This window comes from Catellatospora sp. KI3 (assembly GCF_029948125.1).
GTDB lineage: Bacteria > Actinomycetota > Actinomycetes > Mycobacteriales > Micromonosporaceae > Catellatospora.
This window is the reverse complement of the sequence record NZ_JASAMB010000015.1, coordinates 1-23,790: the sequence shown is the minus strand read 5'-3', so window position 1 is coordinate 23,790 and position 23,790 is coordinate 1. Positions and strand designations below refer to the sequence as shown.

19 protein-coding genes and 1 pseudogene are annotated in these 23,790 nt (G+C 72.5%); 6 read left to right on the top strand and 14 right to left on the bottom strand.

Going from position 1 to position 23,790, the window contains the following annotated elements:
* Window positions 1–255 precede the first annotated feature (255 nt).
* Genes QEZ54_RS22750 through QEZ54_RS22735 form a run of 4 tightly spaced genes read right to left on the bottom strand, consistent with a single transcriptional unit; the run spans window position 256 to window position 4,360 of the window.
* Window positions 256–1,269, bottom strand: a complete 1,014-nt coding sequence (locus QEZ54_RS22750) for a LacI family DNA-binding transcriptional regulator (protein WP_281306726.1) — start codon at window positions 1,267–1,269, stop codon at window positions 256–258.
* Window positions 1,269–2,138 (bottom strand): carbohydrate ABC transporter permease, encoded by an 870-nt coding sequence (locus tag QEZ54_RS22745; protein ID WP_281306725.1) that lies wholly within the window; start codon window positions 2,136–2,138, stop codon window positions 1,269–1,271. Before QEZ54_RS22745 ends, QEZ54_RS22750 begins: the two co-directional genes overlap by 1 nt.
* The gene (locus QEZ54_RS22740) at window positions 2,135–3,061 is read right to left on the bottom strand and encodes a sugar ABC transporter permease (protein WP_281306724.1); all 927 of its coding nucleotides are present in this window, start codon (window positions 3,059–3,061) and stop codon (window positions 2,135–2,137) included. Before QEZ54_RS22740 ends, QEZ54_RS22745 begins: the two co-directional genes overlap by 4 nt.
* Before the next feature lie 3 nt (window positions 3,062–3,064).
* On the bottom strand, window positions 3,065–4,360 hold the full coding sequence (locus QEZ54_RS22735) for an extracellular solute-binding protein (RefSeq protein WP_281306723.1): 1,296 nt from the start codon (window positions 4,358–4,360) through the stop codon (window positions 3,065–3,067).
* A gap of 185 nt (window positions 4,361–4,545) precedes the next feature.
* Here QEZ54_RS22735 and QEZ54_RS22730 point away from each other — a divergent pair, with 185 nt between their 5' ends.
* From QEZ54_RS22730 to QEZ54_RS22720, 3 genes are all read left to right on the top strand, one after another.
* Window positions 4,546–6,540 (top strand): beta-galactosidase, encoded by a 1,995-nt coding sequence (locus QEZ54_RS22730; RefSeq protein ID WP_281306722.1) that lies wholly within the window; start codon window positions 4,546–4,548, stop codon window positions 6,538–6,540.
* A 175-nt stretch (window positions 6,541–6,715) separates the two neighbouring features.
* Window positions 6,716–8,242: an alkaline phosphatase D family protein gene (locus QEZ54_RS22725; RefSeq protein ID WP_281306721.1), complete on the top strand. Its 1,527-nt coding sequence runs from the start codon at window positions 6,716–6,718 to the stop codon at window positions 8,240–8,242.
* 13 nt (window positions 8,243–8,255) lie between these two features.
* Window positions 8,256–9,527, top strand: coding sequence for a hypothetical protein (locus QEZ54_RS22720; protein ID WP_281306720.1), 1,272 nt, complete (start codon window positions 8,256–8,258; stop codon window positions 9,525–9,527).
* Window positions 9,528–9,605: 78 nt separating this feature from the next.
* Here the strand turns inward: QEZ54_RS22720 and QEZ54_RS22715 are convergent, their stop codons facing one another.
* Complete coding sequence (locus QEZ54_RS22715; RefSeq protein WP_281306719.1) at window positions 9,606–11,819, bottom strand: ATP-binding domain-containing protein; 2,214 nt, start codon at window positions 11,817–11,819, stop codon at window positions 9,606–9,608.
* A gap of 112 nt (window positions 11,820–11,931) precedes the next feature.
* Window positions 11,932–12,633, bottom strand: coding sequence for a DedA family protein (locus QEZ54_RS22710; protein ID WP_281306718.1), 702 nt, complete (start codon window positions 12,631–12,633; stop codon window positions 11,932–11,934).
* Window positions 12,634–12,908: 275 nt separating this feature from the next.
* Here QEZ54_RS22710 and QEZ54_RS22705 point away from each other — a divergent pair, with 275 nt between their 5' ends.
* Entirely contained in the window at window positions 12,909–13,541 is a 633-nt protein-coding gene (locus QEZ54_RS22705) for a carbonic anhydrase (protein WP_281306717.1), read from the top strand.
* A 115-nt stretch (window positions 13,542–13,656) separates the two neighbouring features.
* Here the strand turns inward: QEZ54_RS22705 and QEZ54_RS22700 are convergent, their stop codons facing one another.
* Window positions 13,657–13,983 (bottom strand): hypothetical protein, encoded by a 327-nt coding sequence (locus tag QEZ54_RS22700; protein WP_281306716.1) that lies wholly within the window; start codon window positions 13,981–13,983, stop codon window positions 13,657–13,659.
* A gap of 268 nt (window positions 13,984–14,251) precedes the next feature.
* On the opposite strand from QEZ54_RS22700, the gene QEZ54_RS22695 reads away from it, so the two are divergent.
* On the top strand, window positions 14,252–14,746 hold the full coding sequence (locus QEZ54_RS22695; RefSeq protein WP_281306715.1) for a DUF3145 domain-containing protein: 495 nt from the start codon (window positions 14,252–14,254) through the stop codon (window positions 14,744–14,746).
* A 207-nt stretch (window positions 14,747–14,953) separates the two neighbouring features.
* Window positions 14,954–16,528: a glycoside hydrolase family 3 protein gene (locus tag QEZ54_RS22690; protein ID WP_281306876.1), complete on the top strand. Its 1,575-nt coding sequence runs from the start codon at window positions 14,954–14,956 to the stop codon at window positions 16,526–16,528.
* Between the two features lie 113 nt (window positions 16,529–16,641).
* Here the strand turns inward: QEZ54_RS22690 and QEZ54_RS22685 are convergent, their stop codons facing one another.
* From QEZ54_RS22685 to QEZ54_RS22655, 7 genes and pseudogenes are all read right to left on the bottom strand, one after another.
* Entirely contained in the window at window positions 16,642–17,172 is a 531-nt protein-coding gene (locus tag QEZ54_RS22685; RefSeq protein WP_281306714.1) for an XdhC family protein, read from the bottom strand.
* A gap of 155 nt (window positions 17,173–17,327) precedes the next feature.
* Window positions 17,328–18,740, bottom strand: coding sequence for a carboxyl transferase domain-containing protein (locus tag QEZ54_RS22680; protein WP_281306713.1), 1,413 nt, complete (start codon window positions 18,738–18,740; stop codon window positions 17,328–17,330).
* Window positions 18,741–18,771: 31 nt separating this feature from the next.
* On the bottom strand, window positions 18,772–19,998 hold the full coding sequence (gene fabF, locus QEZ54_RS22675) for a beta-ketoacyl-ACP synthase II (RefSeq protein ID WP_281306712.1): 1,227 nt from the start codon (window positions 19,996–19,998) through the stop codon (window positions 18,772–18,774).
* Window positions 19,999–20,015: 17 nt separating this feature from the next.
* Window positions 20,016–20,258, bottom strand: coding sequence for an acyl carrier protein (locus QEZ54_RS22670; RefSeq protein WP_212826145.1), 243 nt, complete (start codon window positions 20,256–20,258; stop codon window positions 20,016–20,018).
* A gap of 63 nt (window positions 20,259–20,321) precedes the next feature.
* The gene (locus QEZ54_RS22665; protein WP_281306711.1) at window positions 20,322–21,272 is read right to left on the bottom strand and encodes a beta-ketoacyl-ACP synthase III; all 951 of its coding nucleotides are present in this window, start codon (window positions 21,270–21,272) and stop codon (window positions 20,322–20,324) included.
* An 8-nt stretch (window positions 21,273–21,280) separates the two neighbouring features.
* A pseudogene (locus QEZ54_RS22660) lies at window positions 21,281–22,207 on the bottom strand (ACP S-malonyltransferase); the annotation flags it as partial.
* 119 nt (window positions 22,208–22,326) lie between these two features.
* Window positions 22,327–23,529: a helix-turn-helix domain-containing protein gene (locus QEZ54_RS22655; protein WP_281306710.1), complete on the bottom strand. Its 1,203-nt coding sequence runs from the start codon at window positions 23,527–23,529 to the stop codon at window positions 22,327–22,329.
* Window positions 23,530–23,790: the final 261 nt, after the last annotated feature.

Here is a 23,790-nt window from a genome sequence, read left to right as displayed (position 1 = left end):
GACGCGGTGCGCTGACCGGCTGGTCAGTGCACCCGCCACCGCCCGCCTTTGATCGACGCTGGCCTATCTAGAGGACGATTCGACGAAATCCGTCTTCCAGATAGGCCACTGTCGATGCTAAGTCGCCGCCGCCGGGGCTCGCTCCGGGGCGCGGACCAGTGTGTTTCCTCGTAATAGGCCACCGTCGATGGAAAGCCGCGAGCCGCGACCCGTGAGCTGTGAGCCGTGAGCCGTGAGCCGTCGGTCCTGGGGTGGTTACGCGGATTCGCGGGGGACCAGTTCCGTGGGGAGGACGACGGAGTCGACCTGCTCCGCGCCGTCGATCAGCTCCAGCAGCATCCGTACCGTCTCCGTGGCCACCTGCTCCAGCGGCTGCCGCACCGTGGTCAGCCGCGGATGCGTCGATCCGGCCACCGCCGAGTCGTCGAACCCGCCCACCGCCACGTCGTCCGGCACCCGCAGCCCTCGCTCCCGCAGCGCCGCCAGCGCCCCGGCCGCCATCAGGTCGGACCCCACGAACACCGCGTCCAGCCCCGGCACCCGGTCCAGCAGCTCGTGCATCGCCGCCTCGCCCCCGTGCCGCGTGTAGTCCCCGTGCGCGATCAGCTTCTTCGTCGCCTTGCGCCCGAGGACGTCGCAGTACCCTTCGAGCCGGTTCAGCCCGCCCGGGGTGTCCAGCGGCCCGGTGATCGTGCCGATCTTCCTGCGGCCGAGGTCGACCAGGTAGCGGGTCATCTGCCGGGCGCCCTCGCGGTCGTCGGCCGCCGCGTACGGCAGCCCTTCGCGGCCCAGCACCGCCCCGCACGCCACCGCGGGCAGGGCCAGGCTCTCCAGCTCCTCCAGCAGCGGGTCACCGGCGTGCGCGGACAGCAGCAGCACCCCGTCGGCGTGGCCGCCGCGCAGGTAGCGGACCACGCGCTCGCGGTCGCCGTCGTCCCCGGCGACCATCATGACCAGCGCCACGTCGCGCTGGGCCAGCCGCCGGGTGGCCACCCGGAGCAGCACGCTGAAGTTCGGGTCCTCGAACAGCTTCTCCTGCGGCTCGGACAGCACCATCACCACGGTGCCGGTGCGCTGGGTGACGAGGCTGCGCGCGTTGCGGTTGACGACGTATCCGGTCTCGGCGACGGCCCGTTTGACGGCCGCCGCCGCGGCGGTGCTCACGTACGGGTCGCCGTTGAGGGCGCGGGACACCGTGCCCCGGGATACTCCCGAGGCACGGGCCACGTCGTGGATCGTCGGCCGCCGCCTGCTGTTGGTCACAGGCATCAGCTTTTCACAGACCCGCCGGACAGGTCAGTGCGCCAGTACCGCTGCATGGTGAGGAACAGCGCGATCAGCGGAATGATCGACAGCAGCGCGCCGGTGATGACGAGGTTGTACAGGGCGGGCTGGTTGGCACCGGTCACCAGCAGGGTGTAGAGCCCCACGGTGAGCGGGAACCGGTGGTCGTCGGCGAGCATGATGAACGGGAGCAGGAAGTTGTTCCAGATCGCGACGAACTGGAACAGGAAGATCGTCACCATGCCCGGCCCCATGAGCGGGACCGCCACCACCCGCAGCAGCCGCCCCTCGCTCGCCCCGTCGATGCGCCCGGCCTCCAGCAGGGCGTCGGGGATGGCGGCGGCGGCGTAGATGCGGGCCAGGTAGATGCTGTACGGGTGCAGGATGCTGGGCAGCAGCACCGCCCAGTACGTGTCGGCGAGCCCCGCCTTGGCCAGCAGCAGGTACTGCGGGACGGCGAGGACCACCGACGGGACGAGGATGCCGCCGATCAGCACGTTGAAGATGAGGTTCTGGCCGAAGAACCGGAACTTCGCCAGCGCGTACCCGGCCAGCACCGACACCGCGGTCGACAGGACGGCGCCGACTCCGGCGTACAGGGCCGTGTTGGCCATCCACTGCCAGAAGATGCCGTCGCGGTAGGCCGACAGGTCGGACAGGTTCTCCAGCAGCCCGGTGCCGGGGGCGAACGCGTTGGTGGAGAACAGCTCGCCCCGGGTCTTGCTGGCGGCCATGAGCACCCAGGCCACCGGTAGCAGGCAGTACAGTGCCCCGAGCAGCAGTACGGCGGTGGGCATGAGGCCGAGCGGGCGGCGGACCCGGCCCGCCCCTTCGGCCGAAGCGGTGATGCTCATCGTTCCTCCCCGAACGCGCGGCGGCGGACCAGCCGCAGGAAGCCCAGCGAGGGCACGAGCGCGATCAGCGCGATGACCAGTGACGTCGCCGAGGCGGAGTAGAGGTCGCCGGTGACGAAGGCGTCGCCGTAGACGTTCATCAGCGGGCTCCAGGTCGAGCTGACCGAGTTCGAGATCGAGCGCAGGGTGGTCGGCTCGGTGAACACCTGCATCGTCGCGATGATCGAGAACACGGTGGTCAGGACGAGGGCCGGTGCCAGCATCGGTACCTTGATCCGCAGCGCGATGGCCAGTTCGCCCGCCCCGTCGATGCGGGCGGCCTCGTAGTAGTCGCGGGGCACGGCCCGCAGCTGGGTGTAGAGCACCAGCATGTTGAAGCCGGTGCCGCCCCAGACCGCCACGTTGACCATGGAGAAGACGATGGTGGACGGGCTGAGCAGGTCTACGCCGTCGACACCGACGGCGTGCAGTCCGGCGTGGATCGGGCTCATGCTGGGCGGGTAGAGGAAGCCCCAGAGCAGCGTCGCGACCACGCCGGGGACGGCGTACGGCAGGAAGATGGCGATGCGGGAGAAGCGCGGCAGCCGTACTCTCGCGGAGTCCAGCAGCAGCGCGAACAGCAGTGCCAGGCCGAGCATGAGGGTGAGCACCATCGCGGCGTAGCCCAGCACCCGCACCCAGCCGTCCCAGAACTCGCCGTCGGCCAGGGCCGCGCGGTAGTTGTCCAGGCCGACGAAGATCTCGGTGCGCGACTTCTTGCCCAGCCCGAGGCCGGAGAACTTGACCCGGCGCAGGCTCAGGTACGCGGTGTAGCCGATCGGCGCGGCCACGAACAGGGTGAACAGCACCACCGCCGGGGCCAGGTACAGGTAGGGGGTGGCGCCCGCGCGCGATGCGCGGGCGCCCCGGTTTGCCTTGGTCATCGCTCAGGACACCAGCGTGAAGCCGGACTTCTTCATGTCGGCCACGGTGGCCTCCTGCACCGCGGTCAGCGCGGCCCCGAACGAGGACTTCTGCTGCACCGCCTTGTCGAAGGCGTCCTTGTACGCGCTGTAGGCGACGTTGACGTTCGGACCGAAGGTGAAGCCGCGCGCCGAGGACGAGATCGCGGTGGCCTGGGCCCAGAAGTCGGGCTGGTTGGCGAAGTAGTCCGGCGCGGTGGTGAGCAGCGCCTGGCCGCCCTTGGCCGCCGGGTAGACCGCGGCCTCCTTGATCAGCAGGTCGAGCGCCTTGGTGTCGGTGTTGAGCCAGGTGGCGAACTGCGCGGCGGCGGCGCGGTGCTTGGAGCCCGCGGCGACCGCGATCGAGGATCCGCCCCAGAAGCCGCTGTACGACTCCCCGGCGCTCCACTGCGGCAGCGGCGCGATGGCCCACTTGCCCTTGCCGTCGGGGGCGTTGCTGCTCAGCACGCCCGGCGCCCACACGGCCGAGGCCCAGGACAGCACCTTGCCGTTGTTGAGCGCGGCGTTCCACTCCGGGGTCCACGGGGCCTGGGTGTCCACGACGCCCTCGGCGGCCAGGCCGCCCCAGAAGTCGGCCACCTTGCGGGTCGGGCCCTCGTCGATGCCGACCTTCCAGGACTCGCCCTGGATCGACCACCACTGGCCGCCCGCCTGCTGGGCGAGGCCGGCGAACCAGCCCGGGTCTTTGCTGGAGAAGCCGCCGAGGTAGACGGTCTTGTCCTTGGCGTGCACGGCGCGGGCCGCGGCGGCGTACTCGTCCCAGGTCTTCGGGACGGCGATGCCGTACTTGGTGAACAGGTCGGTGCGGTAGTAGAGCATCATCGGGCCGCTGTCCTGCGGCAGGCCGTACACGCCGTCGGTGCCCAGCGTCACCAGGCCCCAGATGCCGTCACTGAACTGCGCCTTGGCGGCGGACACCTCGGCCTTGATGTCGGCGACGGCCTCGGCGGCCACGAACGACGGCAGCATCTGGTACTCGGCCTGCACCAGGTCGGGCGCGTTGCCCGCCTTGGCCGCGGTGAGGAACTTGGCCGCCGCCTCGTCGCCGCCGGCCTGCTTGCTGACCGTGACGTGGATGTCGGGGTGCTCGGCGTTCCACACCGCCGCGATCTTGTCCATGTTCGGTGCCCAGGTCCAGAAGGTCAGGTCGACCGGCCCGGTCTCCTGCGGCGCCGCCTCGTCCGGGGTGCTGGAGCAGCCGGCCGCCAGGGCCCCGACCAGCAGGGCGGTGAGCACCGTCCTGAGCCGTTTCGTGCGCATGGGTCCTCCGTTGAAATGGCGAGTTTCTGTGAACGTTCACAGTGCGCAACAGTGTGTAGTGGCTGTTACGCGCCCGTCAAGGCACGTTGGCGAACTCGTTACATGGTCAGGCATTTGAGGGGTGGCGGCTTCCGCGCGCCGGGTGCTTCCGCTACTGTGCACGTTCACAGAACAAAGGGGGATCGGTGGTCGACAGCATCAGCACCCGGCTCGGGGGCCTGGCCTACGGCGGGGACTACAACCCCGAGCAGTGGCCCCGCCAGGTGCAGGAGGAGGACGTCGCGCTGATGCGCGCGGCCGGGGTCAACCTGGTCAGCCTCGGCGTCTTCGCCTGGGCCAGACTGGAACCGGCCCCGGGGCGGTACGAGTTCGGCTGGCTCGACGAGATCGTCGACCGCCTGCACGCCAACGGCGTCGCCGTCGACCTGGCCACCCCCACCGCCGCCCCGCCGCCCTGGTTCTCCCGGGCGTACCCGCACACGCTGCCGGTGAACCGCGAGGGCGTCCGGATCGGCGTCGGCGGCCGCCAGCACGCCTGCCCCAGCTCGCCCGAGTACCGCGCGGCCACCGCCGGCATCGCCCGCGCGCTGGCCGAGCACTACCGCGACCACCCGGCCGTCATCCTCTGGCACGTGCACAACGAGTACGGCGCCCCGCTCGGCGAGTGCTACTGCGACGCCAGCGTCGCGGCGTTCCGCGGCTGGCTGCGTACCACCTATCAGGACCTGGACTCGCTCAACGAGGCCTGGGGCACCGACTTCTGGAGCCAGCGCTACGGCGACTGGGACGAGATCGACGCCCCGCGCGCCAACCACACCGCGGTCAACCCGGCCCAGCGCCTGGACTTCGCCCGGTTCACCTCCGCCGAGCACCTGGCCTGCTTCACGCTGCAGCGCGACATCCTGCGCGAGGTCACTCCGGACACCCCGGTCACCACCAACTTCATGACGGCCAACTGCAAGTCGATGGACCTGTGGCGGTGGGCGCCGGAGGTGGACGTGGTCAGCAACGACCACTACCTGACCGCCGAGCGCTCCGACAACCACATCGAGCTGGCCCTGTCGGCCGACCTGAGCCGGTCGCTGGCGGGCGGCGCCCCGTGGCTGCTGATGGAGCACTCGACCGGGGCGGTCAACTGGCAGCCGCGCAACCTGGCCAAGCGGCCCGGCGAGCTGCGCCGCAACAGCCTGGCGCACGTGGCCCGGGGCTCGGACTCGGTGCTGTTCTTCCAGTGGCGGGCCTCCCGCTACGGCGCGGAGAAGTTCCACTCGGCGATGCTGCCGCAGGCCGGGACGGACTCGCAGGTGTGGCGCGAGGTGGTCGAGCTGGGCGCGCAGCTGCGCGGGCTGGCGCCGGTACGCGGCACCCGGGTCGCCGCCGAGGTGGCGGTGGTGTGGGACTGGGAGTCGTTCTGGGCGCTGGAGCTGGAGTGGCGCCCCAGCGTCGAGCTGCGCTTCCGCGAGCGGATCGACGCGTACTACGAGGCGCTGTGGCGCGAGCACGCGACCGTGGACTTCGTCCACCCGGGGGCGGACCTGTCGGCGTACAAGCTGGTGGTGGCGCCTAGCGCGTACCTGCTGGGGGAGGGGGCGGCCAAGAACCTGTGCCGGTACGTCGAGTCGGGCGGGCACCTGCTGGTGTCGTACTTCTCCGGGATCGTCGACGAGCACGAGACGGTGCACCCGGGGGCGTACCCGGGGGCGCTGCGGGAGGTGCTGGGCCTGTCGGTCGAGGAGTTCCACCCGCTGCGCGCGGGCGAGGCGGTCGCCCTGGGCGACGGCTCGACCGGGGCGGTGTGGTCGGAGCGGGTGCGCCCGGCCGGAGCCGTGCCGGTGGTCGAGTTCGCCGCCGGACCCGACGCCGGGCACCCCGCCGTCACCCGCCACGACCTGGGCCGGGGCACGGCCTGGTATGTCGCGACCGCCGTCGACCGGCTGCGGCCGCTGCTGGCCCGGGCCCTGGACGCCGCGGGGGTACGGCGCCCGTCCGGCCTGCCCGACGAGCTGGAGTACGTCCGCCGCGGCGACGTCGTCTTCCTCATCAACCACGGCGAGCAGGACCTGGCGGTCCTCGACGTCGGGGGAGTCGACCTGCTGGACGGCAGCCTGTGGACCGGCGGGGTGACGGTCCCCGCCGGCGGGGTCCGGGCGGTCCGGCGGACGGAGCCGACCGTCCACTGAAGACGCGCAGGTCACGCCGCCGCAGGTGGTGAAGGGCGTTTCCGCTTTCGCAACATGAAGCGGAGACGCCCTTCGCGCGTGTAGTACTTCTGTGGCCGATCTGGAGTTTTCATAGACATTCTGGATTCACCTGGGTTCAAGATTATGTTCATATGTATCAATGAATCTACGGCCCATGAACCCCCTCGGTCGTCGCACATTCGTCCTGGGTGGACTCGCCACAGTCGGGTCCGCGCTAACCGCCGGCAGCCTCGCGTACGCCGCCGCCCCGTTCCCTTTCAAGCTCGGCGTCGCCTCCGGTGAGCCCGACGCGGGCAGCGTGGTCCTGTGGACCCGCCTGGCGCCGACCCCGCTGAACGCCGACGGCCAGGGCGGCATGCCCAACGCCGACGTCGCCGTCGACTGGCAGGTCTCCACCAGCGCCGCCTTCGGCACGCTGGTCGCCTCCGGCACGGTGACCGCCCGCTACGCCGACGCCCACTCGGTACACGTGGTCGCGGGCGGCCTGAACCCCGACAGCGACTACTACTACCGCTTCCGCGCCCAGGGCCACATCTCGCCGGTCGGGCGCACCCGCACCGCCCCGGCCGCCGGCACCTTCGGCCGCGACCTGGTGATGGCCTTCGCCTCCTGCGCGCACTACGAGTCGGGCTACTACACCGCCTACCGGCGCCTGGCCGAGGACAACCCCGGCCTGATCCTGCACCTCGGCGACTACATCTACGAGGACGCCGCCACCGCCGGCTCGGTCCGCGAGCACGTGGGCAGCGAGATCGTGTCGCTGGCCGACTACCGCCGCCGGTACGCCCTCTACAAGTCCGACCCGGACCTGCAGGCCGCGCACGCCGTCGCGCCGTGGCTGGTGGTGCCCGACGACCACGAGGTCGAGAACAACTACGCCAACATGGTCCGCAACGACAGCAGCCCCGCGCTGACCGCCGCGCAGTGGACCCAGCGCCGCACCGACGCCTACCGGGCGTACTACGAGAACATGCCGCTGCGGCCCGCCCAGGCGCCGACCGGCAACAGCATTCCGCTGTACCGCCGCATCCGCTGGGGCAACCTGGCCACCTTCCACATGCTCGACACCCGCCAGTTCCGCAGCGACCAGGCCTGCGGCGACGGCTGGAAGGTCTGCGCCGACGCCGACCTGGCCACCCGCAGTCTGACCGGCGCCGCGCAGGAGGCCTGGCTGCTCGACGGCCTGGCCCAGCACTACGGCACCTGGGACATCCTCGGCCAGCAGGTCTTCTTCGCCCGCCGCTTCGACGCCTCGGGCGCGTCCAGCATGGACGCCTGGGACGGCTACCGCGCCTCGCGCAGCCGGATCCAGCAGGGCTGGCTCGACCGGCAGGTGCGCAACCCGCTGGTGCTCACCGGCGACGTGCACGCGGCCTGGGCCAACAACCTCAAGGCCGACTACGCCAACGCCAACTCGGCCACCATCGGCACGGAGCTGGTCTGCACCTCGATCACCTCGGGCGGCGACGGCTCGGCCACCACCACCATCCCGGACGTCGCCACGAACCCGCACCTCAAGTTCTACTCGGCGCGGCGGGGCTACACGCTGACCACGATCAGCCCGAGCCAGGTCCGGGCCGACTTCCGCTCGGTGGCCACCGTCACCGAGCACGGCGCGCCGGTGACCACGCTGCGCTCGTACGTCATCAACGACGGCCAGCCCGGCCTGCAGCAGATATAGGAGAAGCCGGACCATGAACCGCCTCGCATCCCTCGCCGCGGTCAGTGCGACCGCCGCCGCACTGAGCCTGGCCGCGGCCGCCCCGGCGCACGCGGCGCCCGCCACCGTCACCTGGTCGACCGCCAACAGCGTCGCCACCGGCGACCAGGACGGCGCCGCCGTCGCCGCCAACCGCACCGGCTACACCGCCGTGGTCTGGGAGGACGACCGCGACACGGCCACCCCGGCCGACAGCAGCCACTCCGACATCTGGCTGCGGCTGTTCAAGGACGGCGCCGCCGTCTACGAGAAGAAGCTGTCCACCGGCGGCACCGCCGGCACGAACTGGAAGCACATCACCCCGGACGTGGGCCTGGACGACAAGGGCAACGCGGTCGTGGTCTGGGCCGACGACCCGGACGGCAACGGGTTCTTCAACGTGCCGTACCAGGTGGTCGGGCCGACAGGCACCGTGCTCGGCTCCGGCCGCGCCAACGCCGACACCGGCGGGCAGCAGATCGTGCCGAAGGTGGCGGTCGACCCCGACGGCACCCCGGGCAGCGCCGCCGCTGTCGCCTTCACCGTGGTCTGGGAGAACATCGCCGAGGGCGCGACCGTGTCCACGGTCCGGGCGGCGGGCTACACCAACGTCACCACCAAGGCGTACGAGGTGGCCGCCAGCCAGACCACCGGCACCCACCACCGCCCCGACGTCGCCGTCGCCGCCTCCGGCGACGCGCTCGTGGTCTGGGACGAGGACTCCGACGCCAACGGGTTCTACCAGATCGGCCTGGTCCGCCTGGCCAAGGCCAACGGCGCGGTCAACCTGACCCGCCGCTCCGCCAACGTCAACGGCGGCAACCAGCAGTGGCACGCCTCGATCGCGGCGGACTTCGCCGGGGACTTCGCCATCGCCTGGGAGTCCGACCACACCGGCACCGCCGGGGTGTGGGCGCGCTCGTTCAAGGCGGACGGCACCGCCCGGCACGCCGACGTGGAGGTGTCCACCGGGGCCGGGGCGATCTCGCCCAGCGTCGGCATCGACGACCAGGCCAACACCGTGGTCGCCTGGACGGTCCCGGCCAACGGGCTGGACGTGTGGGCGCGGGGCTACAACCCCGACGGCACCACGGCCGGTCGCCTGGCGGCGCAGTCGTACACCGACACCACCACCGGCCGCCAGGAGCAGGGTGCCGTCGCCGTCTCCCCGTGGGGCGAGATCTCGCTCACTTTCACCGACGACAACGACGGCAACGAGTTCGACCAGGTCCGGCTGGGCCTGGGCGGCACCAACTCCGACTGGTGACGCCGCCTTGAAATTGACGCTGGCCTATCTGGGAGACGGTTTCGCGAAAAACATGCTCTGGATAGGCCAGCGTCAATGCTAAGCGGGGCCGGGGGTGCCCTGCTCCGCGCTCGTCGGCGCTGGTCGGCGCCAGGGCTGGGTGGCGACGGTGACCAGGCGTTGGGTGGCGCGGGAGAGGGCGACGTACAGGGTGCGGCGGCCCGCGTCGATGTTGCCGGTGATCGCGGCGGGCTCCACGAGCACGACGCCGTCGTACTCCATCCCCTTGGCCTCCAGTGCGGTGACCACCCGCAGCCGCTCCTGCGCGTGCTCGGCCAGCCAGTCGCGGACCCGGGCGCGGACCCGCGCGTCGGCGGTGATCACGCCGACCGTGCCCTCGACCTCGCCCAGCTGCGCCGCAACCGCCGCGCGCACCGCCCGCTCCAGCTCCGACGGCTCGACCACGTGGTGCACCGGGGCGATGCCGGTGCTGCGCACCGCCTTCGGCAGCGGCAGGTCCGGCGAGACCTGCCGGATCACCTCGGCGGCGACCTCGAAGATCTCGGTGGAGTTGCGGTAGTTGGTGGTCAGCCGGTGCGGGTGCCGCTTGCGGCCGCCCAGCGCCTCGTCCCGGGCGCGGGCGGGCTCGCGCGGGTCGCCGATCCAGGCCGTCTGGGCCGGGTCGCCGACGACGGTCCAGCTGGCCGCGTGGCCCCGGCGGCCGATCATGCGCCACTGCATCGGGGTCACGTCCTGCGCCTCGTCGACCACCACGTGCGCGTAGTCGCGGTAGTCGCGCTCGCGCGGGTCGGCGGCCAGGCTGGCGCGGGCCCGCTCGTACGCCGTGGCGACCTCGCGCACCCCGCCCACCGTGTACGCCTCCCGGCGCCGCCGCTTGGGCACCGGCTGCGTGCCGACCAGTTCCTTCAGCTCGTCCAGCAGCGGCACGTCGTCGATGCTCGGGCCCTGCTCGCGCAGCGGCGCCAGCGCGCGGACGAGCTGGCGCTGCTCCTCGCCGGAGAGCGTGCCCTCGGCGTAGCGGCGCAGCCGGCGCGGGTCGCCCAGCCAGCCCAGCACGCTGAGCGGCGACACGATCGGCCACCACGCCTTGAGGAAGTCGCGGAAGCCCTCGTGCTCGGTCAGCTCCTCGTCGAAGCGCGACTGCTCCAGCCGGGCCAGTTTCGGCTTGGCCTGCTGCCAGAGCAGGTCCAGCACCGCGCCGAACGCCTTGGCGCGGATCTCGTTGCGGCGGTTGCCGCGACCGACCCGGCGCCGGATCTCCTCGCCCTGCTGCCGGGTGAGCACCAGCCACTCGCCGCGGTAGCGGATGCGCAGGCCGTCGGGGTTGCTCGGCGGGGCGTCCTCGGCCGCGCGGCGCAGCACCCGGCGCATCCGCAGCGAGCCCTTGACCGCCCGTACCGCGGCCGTCTCCTCCCGGGTGGCGTTGACGCCCACGACGAGCTGCCCGGTGGACCTGAGGGTCGCCGAGTCCTCGCCCAGGGCGGGCAGCACCGTCTCGATGTACTCCACGAACACCGGCGACGGGCCCACGATCAGGACGCCGCCCCCGGCGAACCGGGCCCGGTCGGCGTAGAGCAGGTATGCGGCGCGGTGCAGCGCCACCGCCGTCTTGCCGGTGCCGGGGCCGCCCTCGACCAGGGTCACCCCGGACGCGGGGGAGCGGATGGCCAGGTCCTGCTCGTGCTGGATGGTCGCGACGATGTCGCGCATGCCGGTGCCCTTGGCCCGGCTGAGCGCCGCCAGCAGCGCCCCGTCGCCGATCACGGTCATGTTCTCGGGCGCGTTGGCCGGGTCGAGCAGGTCGTCCTCGATGCCGGTGACCTTCTCGCCGAACGACGAGATCATGCGGCGGCGGATCACCCCGAGCGGCTGCGCCGCCGTGGCCCGGTAGAACGCGGCGGCGGCCGGGGCGCGCCAGTCGATCAGGAGCGGCTCGGCCTGCTCGGTGCGTACGCCGAGGCGGCCGATGTAGCGCGGCCGCTCGTCCCAGCCGGCGGCCTCCGGATCGGTCTCCGCCTCGCCGGGCTCCGCCCGCAGCACATCCGGGTGCAGGTCGAGCCGTCCGAAGACCAGGCCCTCGTGCTCGGCGTCGAAGGTGTGGCGGCGCCGGGCCGCGTGGAAGACCATCGCGTCCCGCTCGACCAGCGCGCCGTAGTTGCCGACGCGGGCGAGCTGGTAGCCGTCGGCCTCGGCCTGCGCCGCCTCGGCGCGCAGCCCGGCGAGCCGGGCATACACCCGGTCCACGTGCTGCTGCTCTGAGGCGATCTCTTCGTGCAGGGTGTTGTCAGACATGGGTCTCCCGGGCCGCGGGCAAAAGGTGCCCCGATAGGGTACGGGCTCGCCCCGTACCGAAGATCGATCACCGGGGCGATGCGGCCGGTGGTGGCACCCGATAGGCTGGAGGTCAGCCGACCCGCTGCTTGGCCGGCTTCTCGGCGCCAGGGGTGCCCTCCGCGAGCGCGATGTCCGGTTCGACCGTCTCAGCCAGATTCTCCTCGGCCCCGTGCTTGTGGGCGCGGCGCTTGAGATACCAGGTGGAGCCCAGTCCGAAGACCAGCGCGAGGACCAGGGCGGCCCAGGAGAAGCGCTTCATCCAGTGCTCGGCCACCGCGCCCAGCGCGTAGATGGCGAAGGTGGTGCCGAAGGCCCAGGTGATGCCGCCGGCCGCGTTGGCGACCAGGAACCTGCGGTACGGCACCCGCAGCGCCCCGGCCATCGGCCCGGCCAGGATGCGCAGCAGCGCCACGAACCGGCCGAAGAACACCGCCCAGGTGCCCCAGCGCCCGAACATGGTCTCCGCGCGGGCGATCTGCGCCGGGCCGAGGTGCTTGGGGAACCGGCGGCCCAGGCGCTCCAGCAGCGGGCGGCCGCCGCGCTTGCCCACGGCGTACCCGATGGAGTCGCCCACGATGGCGCCGACCGCGGCGCCGATCGCCACGCCCCACGGCGATGCGTAGTCGGTCGTCGCGGCCAGCAGCGACGCGCTGACCAGCACGATCTCGCCGGGCAGCGGGATGCCCATGCTCTCGGTGCCGATGACCAGCCCGACGATCAGGTAGATCAGAATCGGCGGCAGGGTCTCCAGCCACGCGGTCACGGTATCCACGAGCACCCCCTCCGACGGCCGCGCGGAACGCGCGTTGCGCGATCGTCGCGGTCGCGACGGGTCGGCGCCGCTGGAAAGATACCCGACCGTGGGACGCGGCAACACCGCCGGAGCAGCGAATCATCCGAATCTCCGGGTTTCCCGTAAGTCGGATCCGCGACCCCGCGCCCGGTGATCCCGTGCCCCGACGCGCTCGGGGTCCGCGCTGGTGAGAATCGTCGCACTACCCTCGCGTAACCTTCCGGCGCGCGCGGCAGACCAGCGAGAGTGATCGCATGACGCTGTCCGAGACTGCGCCGACGATCCACCAGACCGCACCCGACCGCGGGCCTAGCGCCCCCGGACCGGCTGAGGCGCTGGCAGACCTGCTGGCGGGCAACCGCCGGTTCGCGGCGGGACGTCCCCGTTACGGCCACCACATCGGCGAGGCGGCCGCCCGTTCCAGCACCCAGGAGCCGTACGCGGTGGTCGTGGGATGCATCGACTCGCGGGTTCCGCTGGAGGCCGTGTTCGACCAGAACTTCGGCTCGATCTGCGTGGTGCGCTCCGGCGGCCACGTGCTGGACCGGTCCGTGATCGGCTCGGTCGAGTTCGCGGTGACCGAGCTGCACGCCCCGCTGATCCTGGTGCTCGGGCACGAGCGGTGCGGCGCCGTGGCCGCCACCGTCGAGGCCGTGCGCAGCGGGTCCTGTCCGGACGGCTACCTGGGCTACCTGGTCGAGGAGATCACCCCGGCCGTCACCACGCTCGACCCGGACGCGGTTCCCGGCGCGATCCGCCGCCACGTCGAGCGCACCGCCGACCGGCTGCGCGTCGCCGGACGCCTGGCCGCCCCGGTCGCCGAGGGCCGGGTCCAGGTCGTCGGCGCCGTGTACGACCTGGACACCGGCGTGGTCAGCCTGATCTGAGCGGCCCGTCCACTGAGCTGCCCTGCCACGGGCATGAAAAAAGCCCCGGTCACCGCGAGGTGACCGGGGCTTTCAGGTTGTCCTGCGGCTCAGCCGCGGGCGGACCTGGAACAGCTCACTCGCCGAAGACGCCGGCCTCGGCCAGCCGCTTCTCGGTGGCGTCCCAGCCGTGGCCCGGGTGGGCGGTGTTCAGCGCGGCGAGCTCAGCCCGGATCTTGGCGGCGTGGCCGGCACCGGCCAGGACGCGGATCTCCTCGACGAAGGCGTCCGACGACGTGCTCAGGTGCACGGTCTTGCCGTTGGTGAGGTTGCGAACGTAGGCGTGCTTGCCGTTGTTCAGCGGGATGAGGTACTTGAACTCACCGAGCACGCTCAGCGCGCCACCCTTGGCCTCACCGGCCCGGACTGAGGCGCGCGCGGTCTTGGAGGTGTTGCTCGCCACGACGTACTCCTTGGAAAGTCTGGTTGACCCGCCAACTCTACACGACACCGCCGGTGACCTCGACGGGCGGCGGGCCGTCCGGTGACCGGCGTCCCTGCGGCACCCCCGCGACACCGTCCGCCGCACGGGTGATGGCCCGCACGGACAATTCATCCGGCGAGTTTCGCGATTCGCTGGCGCCACATCCGCCCCAGCCGTCATCATGGTGGAGATCGTCCGTGGCACCAGGCCGTAGGGGAAGACGAGCCTGTTCTCTCGGGAGGTCAACGTGCCTACGCGTGGCGTCGTACACGTCCACTCGAGCCCGCTCGCCGTGTGTCCTCACGTCGAGTGGGCGATTTCGCGCGCCCTGAAAAGCGGCGCGGTGAACCTGCACTGGACCGTGCAGCCCGTCGAGCCCAGCGCCCGGCGGGCCGAGTGCGGCTGGTCCGGCCGCCCCGGCAGCGGGGCGGAGATCGCGCATGAGCTGCGCCAGTGGCCGATGCTCCGGTTCGAGATCACCGAGGAGCCGAGCCAGGGCGTGGACGGCGAGCGCTTCATGCACGTGCCCGGTCGCGGCCTGTTCCGCGCGGCGATGGGCGCGGCGGGCGACATCCAGCTCGGCGAGGACCGCCTGCGCAGCATCATCGCGTCCGCGCGCAGCCCCGAAGCCCTGGCGCACGCCCTGGACCAGGCGATGGGCACCGCCTGGGACGCCGAGCTGGAGCCGTACCGCTACGCCGCCGAGGGAGCCCCGGTAACCCTGTTGACCAGGGCGGGTTAGCCGACCGTAGCCAGGCCGGGATCGTCCGTAAGGACGATGGGATCGCGTGTAACGGTTGACCCCGCACTGCCCGGCTGGTGGGATGTCGGCGTGACCTCGTCGACGCGGAAACTCAGAGGATTCGGTGCCGCCGTCTGTGCGCTGAGCGCCGTGGCGGTCGCGGCGGCCGGCTGCGGTACCGCGCCGGACAACGGGGGTGCGCTGCCCATGCAGGACCCGTCCGACCTGTCGGCCAAGGTCGCCGGCATCGTCAAGCAGATGTCCGACGAGGAGCTCGCCGGGCAGGTGCTGATGCCGTACGCGTACGGCCGCTCCGCTACCGACGTCTCCCCGGGCACCGCCTCCGGCAACCGGGCCCTGGCCGGCGTCGACACGCCCGCGCAGATGGTGCAGAAGTTCCACCTCGGCGGCGTCATCCTGGTCGGCTTCGGCGGCAGCGACCCCACCGCGGCCAACCAGCCGGTCAACAACGTGGAGAACCCGGCCCAGGTCCGGGCGCTGACCACCGGCCTGCAGAACGCCGCCACCGGGCCCGCCGCCGACCTGCCGCTGCTCATCGGCACCGACCAGGAGTACGGCGTGGTGACCCGGCTCACCGCCGGGGTGACCATGCTGCCCAGCGCGATGGCGTTCGGCGCCGCGGGCAACCCCGGCCTGACCGAGACCGCCTGGCGGGCCGCGGGCGCGGAGCTGTCGGCCGTCGGCGTCAACGTCGACTTCGCGCCCGTGGCCGACGTGCTCGGCCCGGCGGGCAGCGCCGTCATCGGCTCCCGCTCGTTCGGCTCCGACCCGCGCGCCGCGGGCGAGCAGGTCGCCGCCGCCGTACGCGGGCTGCGCGCCGGTGGCGTGGCCGCCACCCTCAAGCACTTCCCCGGGCACGGCCACACCACCGCCGACAGCCACACCGACCTGCCCGTGCTCAAGCAGACCCGGCAGCTGCTCGACAGCGACGACCTGGCCTCGTTCAAGGCCGGCATCCGCGCGGGCGTGCCGCTGATCATGTCGGGCCACCTGGACGTGCAGGCCGTCGACCCGGGTGTCGCGGCGACCTTCTCCCGCAAGGTCCTCACCGACCTGCTGCGCGGCGAGCTGAAGTACGACGGCGTCGTGGTCACCGACGGCATGAACATGGCCCCGGCGATGAAATACACGCCCGGTGACGCGGCCGTCAAGGCGCTGCTGGCCGGCAACGACCTGATCCTGATGACGCCCAACGTCGCCGCCGCGCACAAGGGCATCGTCGACGCGATCCGCGCGGGCACGCTGTCGCGCGCGCGGATCGTCGAGGCCGCCAGCCGGATCCTGAAGCTGAAGCTCAGCCTGGACCGGGAGGCCCCGGCGCTGTCCATCGTGGGCACCCACGGGCCGCAGGTGGCCCCGGTCGCCGCGGCCGCGATCACCATGCTGCGCGGCGAGTGCAAGCTGCTGCCGGTCAGCGGGCCGCTGCGGGTCACCGCCGCGAAGGGCCGCGACAAGGCCAAGGCGCGCCTGACCGGCGCCCTCAAGCAGGCCGGGGTGACCGTGGTGGAGACCGGCGGCAGCGTGGTGCACCTGGTCGGCTACGGCGACGCCAAGGCCGACCTGAACACCGAGGCGGCGGTCACGGTCGCGATGGACACGCCGTACCTGCTCGGGCAGTCGAACGCGAAGGTGCTGCTGGCGACGTACTCCTCCAGCGACCTGTCGATGGACGCGCTGGCCCAGGTGCTGGCGGGCAAGTCCAAGGCGACCGGCCGCGCCCCGGTCGAGGTCGTCGGCCTCTCCCGCACCACCTGCGCCTGACCCGGCTCCTGGACGTTCCAGATCATCTGAGTTGCCGGGCAGTCGTGCGTTTCTTGGTGCCCCGAACGCCAATCTGCCCGGCAACTTGACCGATCTAGGACGGTCCGGGGCGGTCAGAAGGTGAAGCCGCCGGGGCGCGCGTTGCGGTCGGCGATCAGGCCGGCCAGGGTCGCGACCGCGATCTCGGCGGGGGTACGGCTGCCGATGTTCAGCCCGATCGGACGGTGCACCCGGGCCACACCCGCCTCGTCCACGCCCAGTTCGCGCAGCGCCGCCACATGCGGGGCGGTGTGCCGGGGGCTGCCCATGACGCCGATCCAGCGGGCCGGGGTCTGCAGCGCGGCGTACAGCAGCGCGCCCAGCTCCGGCCGGTCGTGATCGGTCACCACCACGTCGGCGTCGTGGTCGGCGAAGGACGGGTCCACGCTGCTGGCCAGCTGCGCCGGTCCGCTGTGGCCGCCGTCGGCGACCAGCCCCAGGTCGGGCTCGACCAGCACGGTGCGGTAGCCGAGGTCCCGGCCGAAGTGCAGCAGATGCGCGGCGACCGGAGAGCTGAAGACCGCGACGAGGGTACGGGTGCCTGCCGGCTCCCGCGTCTGCCCGTGCGCCGCCGCACAGGCCGGGTCGATGTGCGAATGTCCCACCCCGCCACCCTATGCCGACCGCCCCACCCGGCGCCTCGACCAGCCCACCCCTACCGGCCCGCGTAAGGCCCGCGCCGGCGCGGCCAGTGGCGCGTTAAGAAGGGGCCCTTCTACTACGGATAGCGATAAGAAGGGTCCCTTCCTTAGCCCCTGCGTCAGAGGGGGATGTTGCCGTGGGCGCCGCGGGCGGCGGGGGCGTTGGCCAGCGCCTCGGCGAGCCGTTTGCGCGACTCCGTCGGCTCGATCATGTCGTCGACCACGCCGATCTCCAGGGCGCGCTGCACCCCGCCCGCGACCCGGGCCTGCTCCTCGACCAGCTGCCGGCGCAGCGCCTCGCGCTGCTCGGGAGGGGCGCCGGCCAGCCGGCGGCGGTGCAGGATGTTCACGGCCGCGCTCGCGCCCATGACGGCCACCTCGGCCCCGGGCCAGGCGAAGACGGCGGTGGCGCCCAGGGCGCGGCTGTTCATCGCGATGTACGCCCCGCCGTAGGCCTTGCGGGTCACCAGGGTCACCCGGGGCACGACCGCCTCGGCGAACGCGTGCAGCAGCTTCGCGCCGCGGCGCACCACCCCGTCCCACTCCTGGTCCAGGCCGGGCAGGTAGCCGGGCGCGTCGACCAGGACGATCAGCGGTACGCCGAGGGAGTCGCACATGCGCACGAAGCGGGCCGCCTTCTCGGCGCCGGACGCGTCGAGGCAGCCGCCCAGGCGCATCGGGTTGTTGGCGACGACGCCGACGGTGCGGCGGGCGAAGCGGCCCAGCACGGTGACCACGTTCGGGGCCCAGCGGGCGTGCAGTTCGACGCCGGGGGTGTCGAGCAGGTCCGCGACGACGGGGCGGACGTCGTACGCGCGGGTGGACTCGGGCGGCATGGACGCGGACAGGTCGCGGGCGTCGGCGGCGTCGGCGGGGGACAGGCGGCCCTGCGCGCCGAGCAGCTTGGTGACCCGGCGCGCCTCGGCCAGCGCGGACGCGTCGTCCGCGGCGGTCACGTGCACCACGCCGGAGCGGCGGCCGTGCGGCTCGGGGCCGCCGAGCCGCTCCATGTCGACCTGCTGCCCGGTCTCGCTGCGGACCACCTCGGGGCCGGTCACGAAGATCCGGCCCGCGCTGCTCATGATCACGATGTCGGTCAGCGCGGGGCCGTACGCCGCCCCGCCCGCCGCCGGGCCGAGCACCACAGAGATCTGCGGTACCCGGCCGGAGGCGCGGACGATCGCCGCGAAGACCTGACCCACCCCGTCCAGGGCGACCACACCCTCGGCCAGCCGGGCACCACCGGAGTGCCACAGCCCCACCACCGGCAACCGCTCGCGTACGGCGGCGTCGATGGCGTCCACGATGTGCGTGCACCCCTCGGCTCCCAGCGCGCCGCCCATGCTGCGGGCGTCGGTGGCGAAGGCGATCGCGGCGGTGCCGTCGATCTCGCCCCGCGCGCTGCGCACACCGGAGCCGTCCGCGGCCGCCAGCGTGCGTACGGTGCCCGCGTCGAACAGCGCCTGCAGCCGTGCCAGCGGGTCCCGGAGGTCGGCCGCCGACGAGTCGGCGGCCGCCGAGGTGGTGGTCATCCCGGGTCTCCTGAGGGGTCTGCTCGCCCGATCAGGCTCGGGTGAAGAGCAGGGCGACGTTGTGCCCGCCGAAGCCGAACGAGTTGTTCAGCGCCGCCGGGATCTGCAGCGGGCGGGCCTTGTGCGCGGCCACGTCCATCGTCAGGGCGTCGTCCGGGTCGTCGAGGTTGATCGTCGGCGGCACGACGCTGTCGCGGATCGCCAGGATGGTGGCGATCGACTCCAGCGCCCCCGCCGCGCCGAGCAGGTGCCCGGTCATCGACTTCGTCGCGGTCAGCACCGGGTGGTCGCCCAGGGCGGCCTTCAGGGCCGCGATCTCGGCGATGTCACCCACCGGGGTGGAGGTGGCGTGCGCGTTCACGTGCACCACGTCCGACTTGGCCACGTCGGCGTCGCGCAGCGCCTTGGCGATGGCCCGGGCGGCGCCGGTGCCCTCGGGGTGCGGCTGCACGATGTCGTACCCGTCGGAGGTCATGCCCGCGCCCGCCAGGCGCGCGTAGATCCGCGCCCCGCGGGCCGCGGCGTGGTCGGCGCGCTCCAGGATGAGCACGCCCGCGCCCTCACCCAGCACGAAGCCGTCCCGGCCCTTGTCCCACGGCCGCGACGCCTTCTCCGGCTCGTCGTTGCGCGTCGACATGGCGCGCATCGAGGCGAAGCCGGCGATGGGCAGCGGGTGGATGACCGCCTCGGTGCCGCCCGCGATCACGATGTCGGCACGACCCGAGCGGATCATGTCCAGACCCCACGCGATCGACTCCGCGCCGGTGGCGCAGGCGCTGGTCGGGGCGTGCACCCCGGCCTGGGCGCCGTACTCCAGGCCGACGAAGGCGGCGGGACCGTTGGGCATGAGCATCGGCACGGTGTGCGGGCTGACCCGCCGCGCGCCGGACGCCTCCAGGATGTCGTCCTGGGCCAGCAGGGTCTGCGCCCCGCCGATGCCCGAACCGACCACGACGCCGAGCCGCTCCGGGTCGATCCCGGCTCCGGCCAGGCCGGAGTCGGCCCACGCCTCGGCGGCGGCGATCAGCGCCGTCGCCTCGGACCGGTCCAGCCTGCGCAGCTTCACGCGGTCGATGACCTCGCTCGGCTCCACCGCCAGTTGCGCGGCGATCTTCACGGGCAGCAGCTCGGCCCACTCCTGGGTCATCACGCTGACCCCGGAGCGGCCGGCCAGCATCGCGTCCCAGGTGGACGCGACATCCCCGCCGAGCGGGGAGGTCGCGCCCATACCAGTGACGACAACGTCAGGCTTGGTCACGTCAGTTCTCGCAAACTTCAGGAGTTGGCGACGATGAAGGAGACAGCGTCACCGACGGTCTTCAGGTTCTGGACCTCGTCGTCCGGGATCTTCGCGCCGAACTTCTCCTCGGCGGCCACGACGACCTCGACCATGGAGAGCGAGTCGACATCGAGGTCCTCGGTGAACGACTTCTCCTCGGAGACGTCGTCGGGGTTCACGCCGGCGACCTCTTCGAGGATCTCGGCCAGGCCGCTGACGACCTCTTCACGAGTAGCCATGGATCTGTGTTTCCCTTCGGGTTGGTGGTTTCGATCCGTTCCCGCGAACGCGGGCCGGTCGTATCAGGGGCAGCGGATGACCTGACCCGCGTAGGTCAGACCGCCGCCGAAGCCGACGAGCAGCACCGGCGAGCCGGACTTCACCTCGCCGCGCTCGATCATCTTGGACAGCGCGAGCGGGATGCTCGCCGCCGAGGTGTTGCCCGACTCGATGATGTCGCGGGACAGCACCGCCGGGTCGACGCCGATCTTGCGGGCGAGCGGCTCGATGATGCGCAGGTTCGCCTGGTGCGGGACGAAGCCGCCCAGCTCCGTGGGGGAGATGCCGGCCTTCTCGCAGGCCTGCAGCGCGATGGACGGCGCGGTGCCGGTGGCCCAGCGGAACACCTTCTGCCCCTCCTGCATGATGTACGGCTGCCAGCCCTCGATCGCGATGGCGTCGCTGGGCTCCGAACCCCACACCACCGGGCCCACGCCGGGCTCCTCGCCCTCGGCGGTGGCCGTCAGCACGGCGGCGCCCGCGCCGTCGGCGAAGATCACGCAGGTGGACCGGTCGGACCAGTCGGTGATCTGCGACAGCTTCTCCGCGCCGATGACGAGCGCGTGCCGGGCCGCGCCCGCGCGGATCGCGTGGTCGGCGTTGGCCAGCGCGTACGAGAAGCCCGAGCAGGCGGTGTTCAGGTCGAACGCGGCCGCCCCGCTTATGCCGAGCTTGTCGGCGACGCGGCAGGCGACGTTCGGGCTGCGGTCGATCGAGGAGCAGGTCGCGACGATCACCAGGTCGATGTCGGCGGCGGTGAGTCCCGAGGCGGCCAGCGCCTTCTCGGCGGCGAACCCGGCCATGTCGGCGACCGTCTCGGAGTCGGCGATGCGCCGCTCCTTGATGCCGACCCGCGACTGGATCCACTCGTCGTTGGTGTCGACCATCTGCGCCAGGTCGTCGTTGGTGACGACCCGGGCGGGCTGGTAGTGCCCGAAGGCCAGGACCTTGCTGCCAGTGGCGGTGGTGCTCATGCGTGCTCTCCCGACGGGCTCGAACCGTGCCGGGCGATCAGGTCGCGGGCAGCGGCCAGGTCGTCCGGGGTGTTCAGATTGACGATCTCGGGGGTACCGGTCTTCAGCTCGCGCTTGACCAGACCCGTAAGCGTGCCCGCGGGCGCCAGCTCGATCACGGCGGTCACCCCGAGGTCGGCCAGGGCGCGCATGCACAGGTCCCAGCGCACCGGAGAGGTGACCTGGCGGACCAGTCGGCTGAGCACCTCGGCGCCCTCGGTGACGGCCGCACCGTCAGCGTTGGACAGCAGCTGGCGCTGCGGCTGCGCGGGGGTGACCGCGGCAGCGGCAGCGGTGAGCCCGGCCTGGGCCGGGGCCATGAACGGGGTGTGGAACGCGCCCGCGACCTGCAGCTTGATGACGCGGGTCCGGGCGGGCGGCGCGGCGGCGAACGCGTCGAGCGCGCTCAGCGCACCGGCGGCCACGATCTGCCCGGCGCCGTTGCGGTTGGCGGGGTAGAGGCCGTGCTCCGCCAGCGCGGCGAGGATCTCGGCCTCGTCGCCGCCGAGGATGGCCGCCATGCCGGTGGGCTCCACGGCGCAGGCCGCGGCCATCTCCCGGCCGCGCACCCCGGCCAGCGTGATCGCCGACTCCGGGGTGAGCACACCCGCCAGGGCGGCGGCGCCGAGCTCGCCGACACTGTGGCCGGCGACGACCGACACGTCCGCCATGGGCAGGTGGTCCGCTGCGAGCAGGGCCGCGGCCACCAGCAGCGGCTGGGTCTTCGCGGTGTCCTTGATCTCTTCAGCATCCGCCTCGGTGCCCAGATGCACCAGATCCACCCCGGCGAGATCGGACCAGGAGCGCAGGCGCGCCTCGGATCCCTCGAGGTCGAGCCACGGCTTGAGGAATCCTGGTTTCTGGGCACCCTGGCCCGGGGAGAGTACGGCGAGCACGTATTCCACCCTGAGGGATCCCGGCCGGGCGCGCCGTTGCCGGGGATGACTAAATCCTCCTACCGTTGTTGTCGGTAGTCGACAAAGATCGGTAAGGCGGCGCGGAATTCTGTCCTGGTTTAGGGGTTCTTGGCGTGCTGTTCGCCCTGCGTACCGGGCTCCAGTCGGCCCAGGGCCAGGGCGATCTTGAGCGTGAAAGCGTCACGCGGAGTCAGCGGCGCGAACCCTGTGACCTCAGCCACTCGTCGCAGCCGGTAACGCACCGTGTTCGGGTGTACGAACAGCGCCCGCGCCGTCGCCTCCAGCGCCCCGCCGTGCACCAGGAACGAATCCAGCGTCTCCAGCAACTCCCCACTGGTCCGCGCCAGCGCCCCGTACGCCGAGTGACGCAGGATGCGCCGGGCCTCGCCGTCCCCGGCCAGCGCCCGCTCGGCCAGCAGGTCATCGGCGTTCACCGGCCGGGGTGCCGCGGGCCACGCCGGCGCCGCCCGGTACCCCGCCATCGCCGCCCGCGCCGACTCCGTCGCCGCCTCCAGCGCGGGCACCGCCGGGCCCACCACCACCGGCCCCGGCCCGAACGCGGGCAGCAGCTTGCCGGCCGCCGTCAGCGGATCGACCGCCCCGCCGACCACCACCACCAGCCGATCCCCGTGTACGCCGCCCAGCACCTCGACATCGGCCCGCCGCGCCGCCCGGTGCACCCCGTGCAGCACCACCGCCGCCTCCCCGCCCGGCGAGCGGCCCACCACGACCACCACCGGCGGCGCGTCCGTCCAGCCCAGCGCGGCCGCCCGGCTCGCCAGCACGTCGGCGGAGTCACCGCGCAGCAGCGCGTCCACCAGCAGCGCCTGCAACCGGGCGTCCCAGGCGCCGCGCGACTCGGCGGCCCGCGCGTACACCCGCGCCGCCGCGAACGCGACCTCCCGCGAGTATCGCAGCACCGCCTCGCGCAGCTGCTGCTCCTCGCCCTTGACCGCCAGGAACGGCACCTGCTCCTCGACCACGTCGATGGTCACCTTGATCAGGGCCACCGTCTGCTGCAGGTTGATGCTGCGCGCCAGCGCCCGCGGCGCCACGTCGAACACCTCGTCCGACACCGCCTGCGGGCCGCCGCTGCTGCCGCCCTGACGCAGCCAGTTGACCAGCGACTGCACGCCCGCCTGCGCCACCAGCATGACCCAGGATCGCTGGTCGGCGGGCAGCTCGCGGAACCACGGCAGCGTCTCGTCCATCCGTGACACGCTCGCGGTCGCCAGCGCGCCGGCGGCGCGCTCGATCTGGCGCAGCGTCGCGGCGAGCGGCTCCGGCCGCGCGAGGGTCATGCGCCCATGATAGGTAGCCGCCGACCCGCCGCCCCGGCTCCCGCCACCACCCCACCACCCGGCTAGCCGCGTGGCGCGCATCTGACTCCGGCGCCCCACTGCGGCTTCGTGCCCAACACCGTGATCTTCCAACCGACTCTCGTCAGGATCGGCGCCTGCGGGCCGAATACGGGCTCCAACCAGCCGCCCCGGCCCAGGTCCTGACCCAAACCGGTGATCTTCGCCCTTCGCCAGCCGAAGATCACCACTTGCGGTCAGGAC

Bases quoted from the DNA above. Each gene is read 5' to 3' on its own strand.
- QEZ54_RS22750 (WP_281306726.1), bottom strand. From the start codon at position 1,269: ATGCCTGTGACCAACAGCAGGCGGCGGCCGACGATCCACGACGTGGCC.
- QEZ54_RS22745 (WP_281306725.1), bottom strand. From the start codon at position 2,138: ATGAGCATCACCGCTTCGGCCGAAGGGGCGGGCCGGGTCCGCCGCCCG.
- QEZ54_RS22740 (WP_281306724.1), bottom strand. From the start codon at position 3,061: ATGACCAAGGCAAACCGGGGCGCCCGCGCATCGCGCGCGGGCGCCACC.
- QEZ54_RS22735 (WP_281306723.1), bottom strand. From the start codon at position 4,360: ATGCGCACGAAACGGCTCAGGACGGTGCTCACCGCCCTGCTGGTCGGG.
- QEZ54_RS22725 (WP_281306721.1), top strand. From the start codon at position 6,716: ATGAACCCCCTCGGTCGTCGCACATTCGTCCTGGGTGGACTCGCCACA.
- QEZ54_RS22720 (WP_281306720.1), top strand. From the start codon at position 8,256: ATGAACCGCCTCGCATCCCTCGCCGCGGTCAGTGCGACCGCCGCCGCA.
- QEZ54_RS22715 (WP_281306719.1), bottom strand. From the start codon at position 11,819: ATGTCTGACAACACCCTGCACGAAGAGATCGCCTCAGAGCAGCAGCAC.
- QEZ54_RS22705 (WP_281306717.1), top strand. From the start codon at position 12,909: ATGACGCTGTCCGAGACTGCGCCGACGATCCACCAGACCGCACCCGAC.
- QEZ54_RS22690 (WP_281306876.1), top strand. From the start codon at position 14,954: ATGCAGGACCCGTCCGACCTGTCGGCCAAGGTCGCCGGCATCGTCAAG.
- QEZ54_RS22680 (WP_281306713.1), bottom strand. From the start codon at position 18,740: ATGACCACCACCTCGGCGGCCGCCGACTCGTCGGCGGCCGACCTCCGG.
- QEZ54_RS22670 (WP_212826145.1), bottom strand. From the start codon at position 20,258: ATGGCTACTCGTGAAGAGGTCGTCAGCGGCCTGGCCGAGATCCTCGAA.
- QEZ54_RS22665 (WP_281306711.1), bottom strand. From the start codon at position 21,272: ATGAGCACCACCGCCACTGGCAGCAAGGTCCTGGCCTTCGGGCACTAC.
- QEZ54_RS22655 (WP_281306710.1), bottom strand. From the start codon at position 23,529: ATGACCCTCGCGCGGCCGGAGCCGCTCGCCGCGACGCTGCGCCAGATC.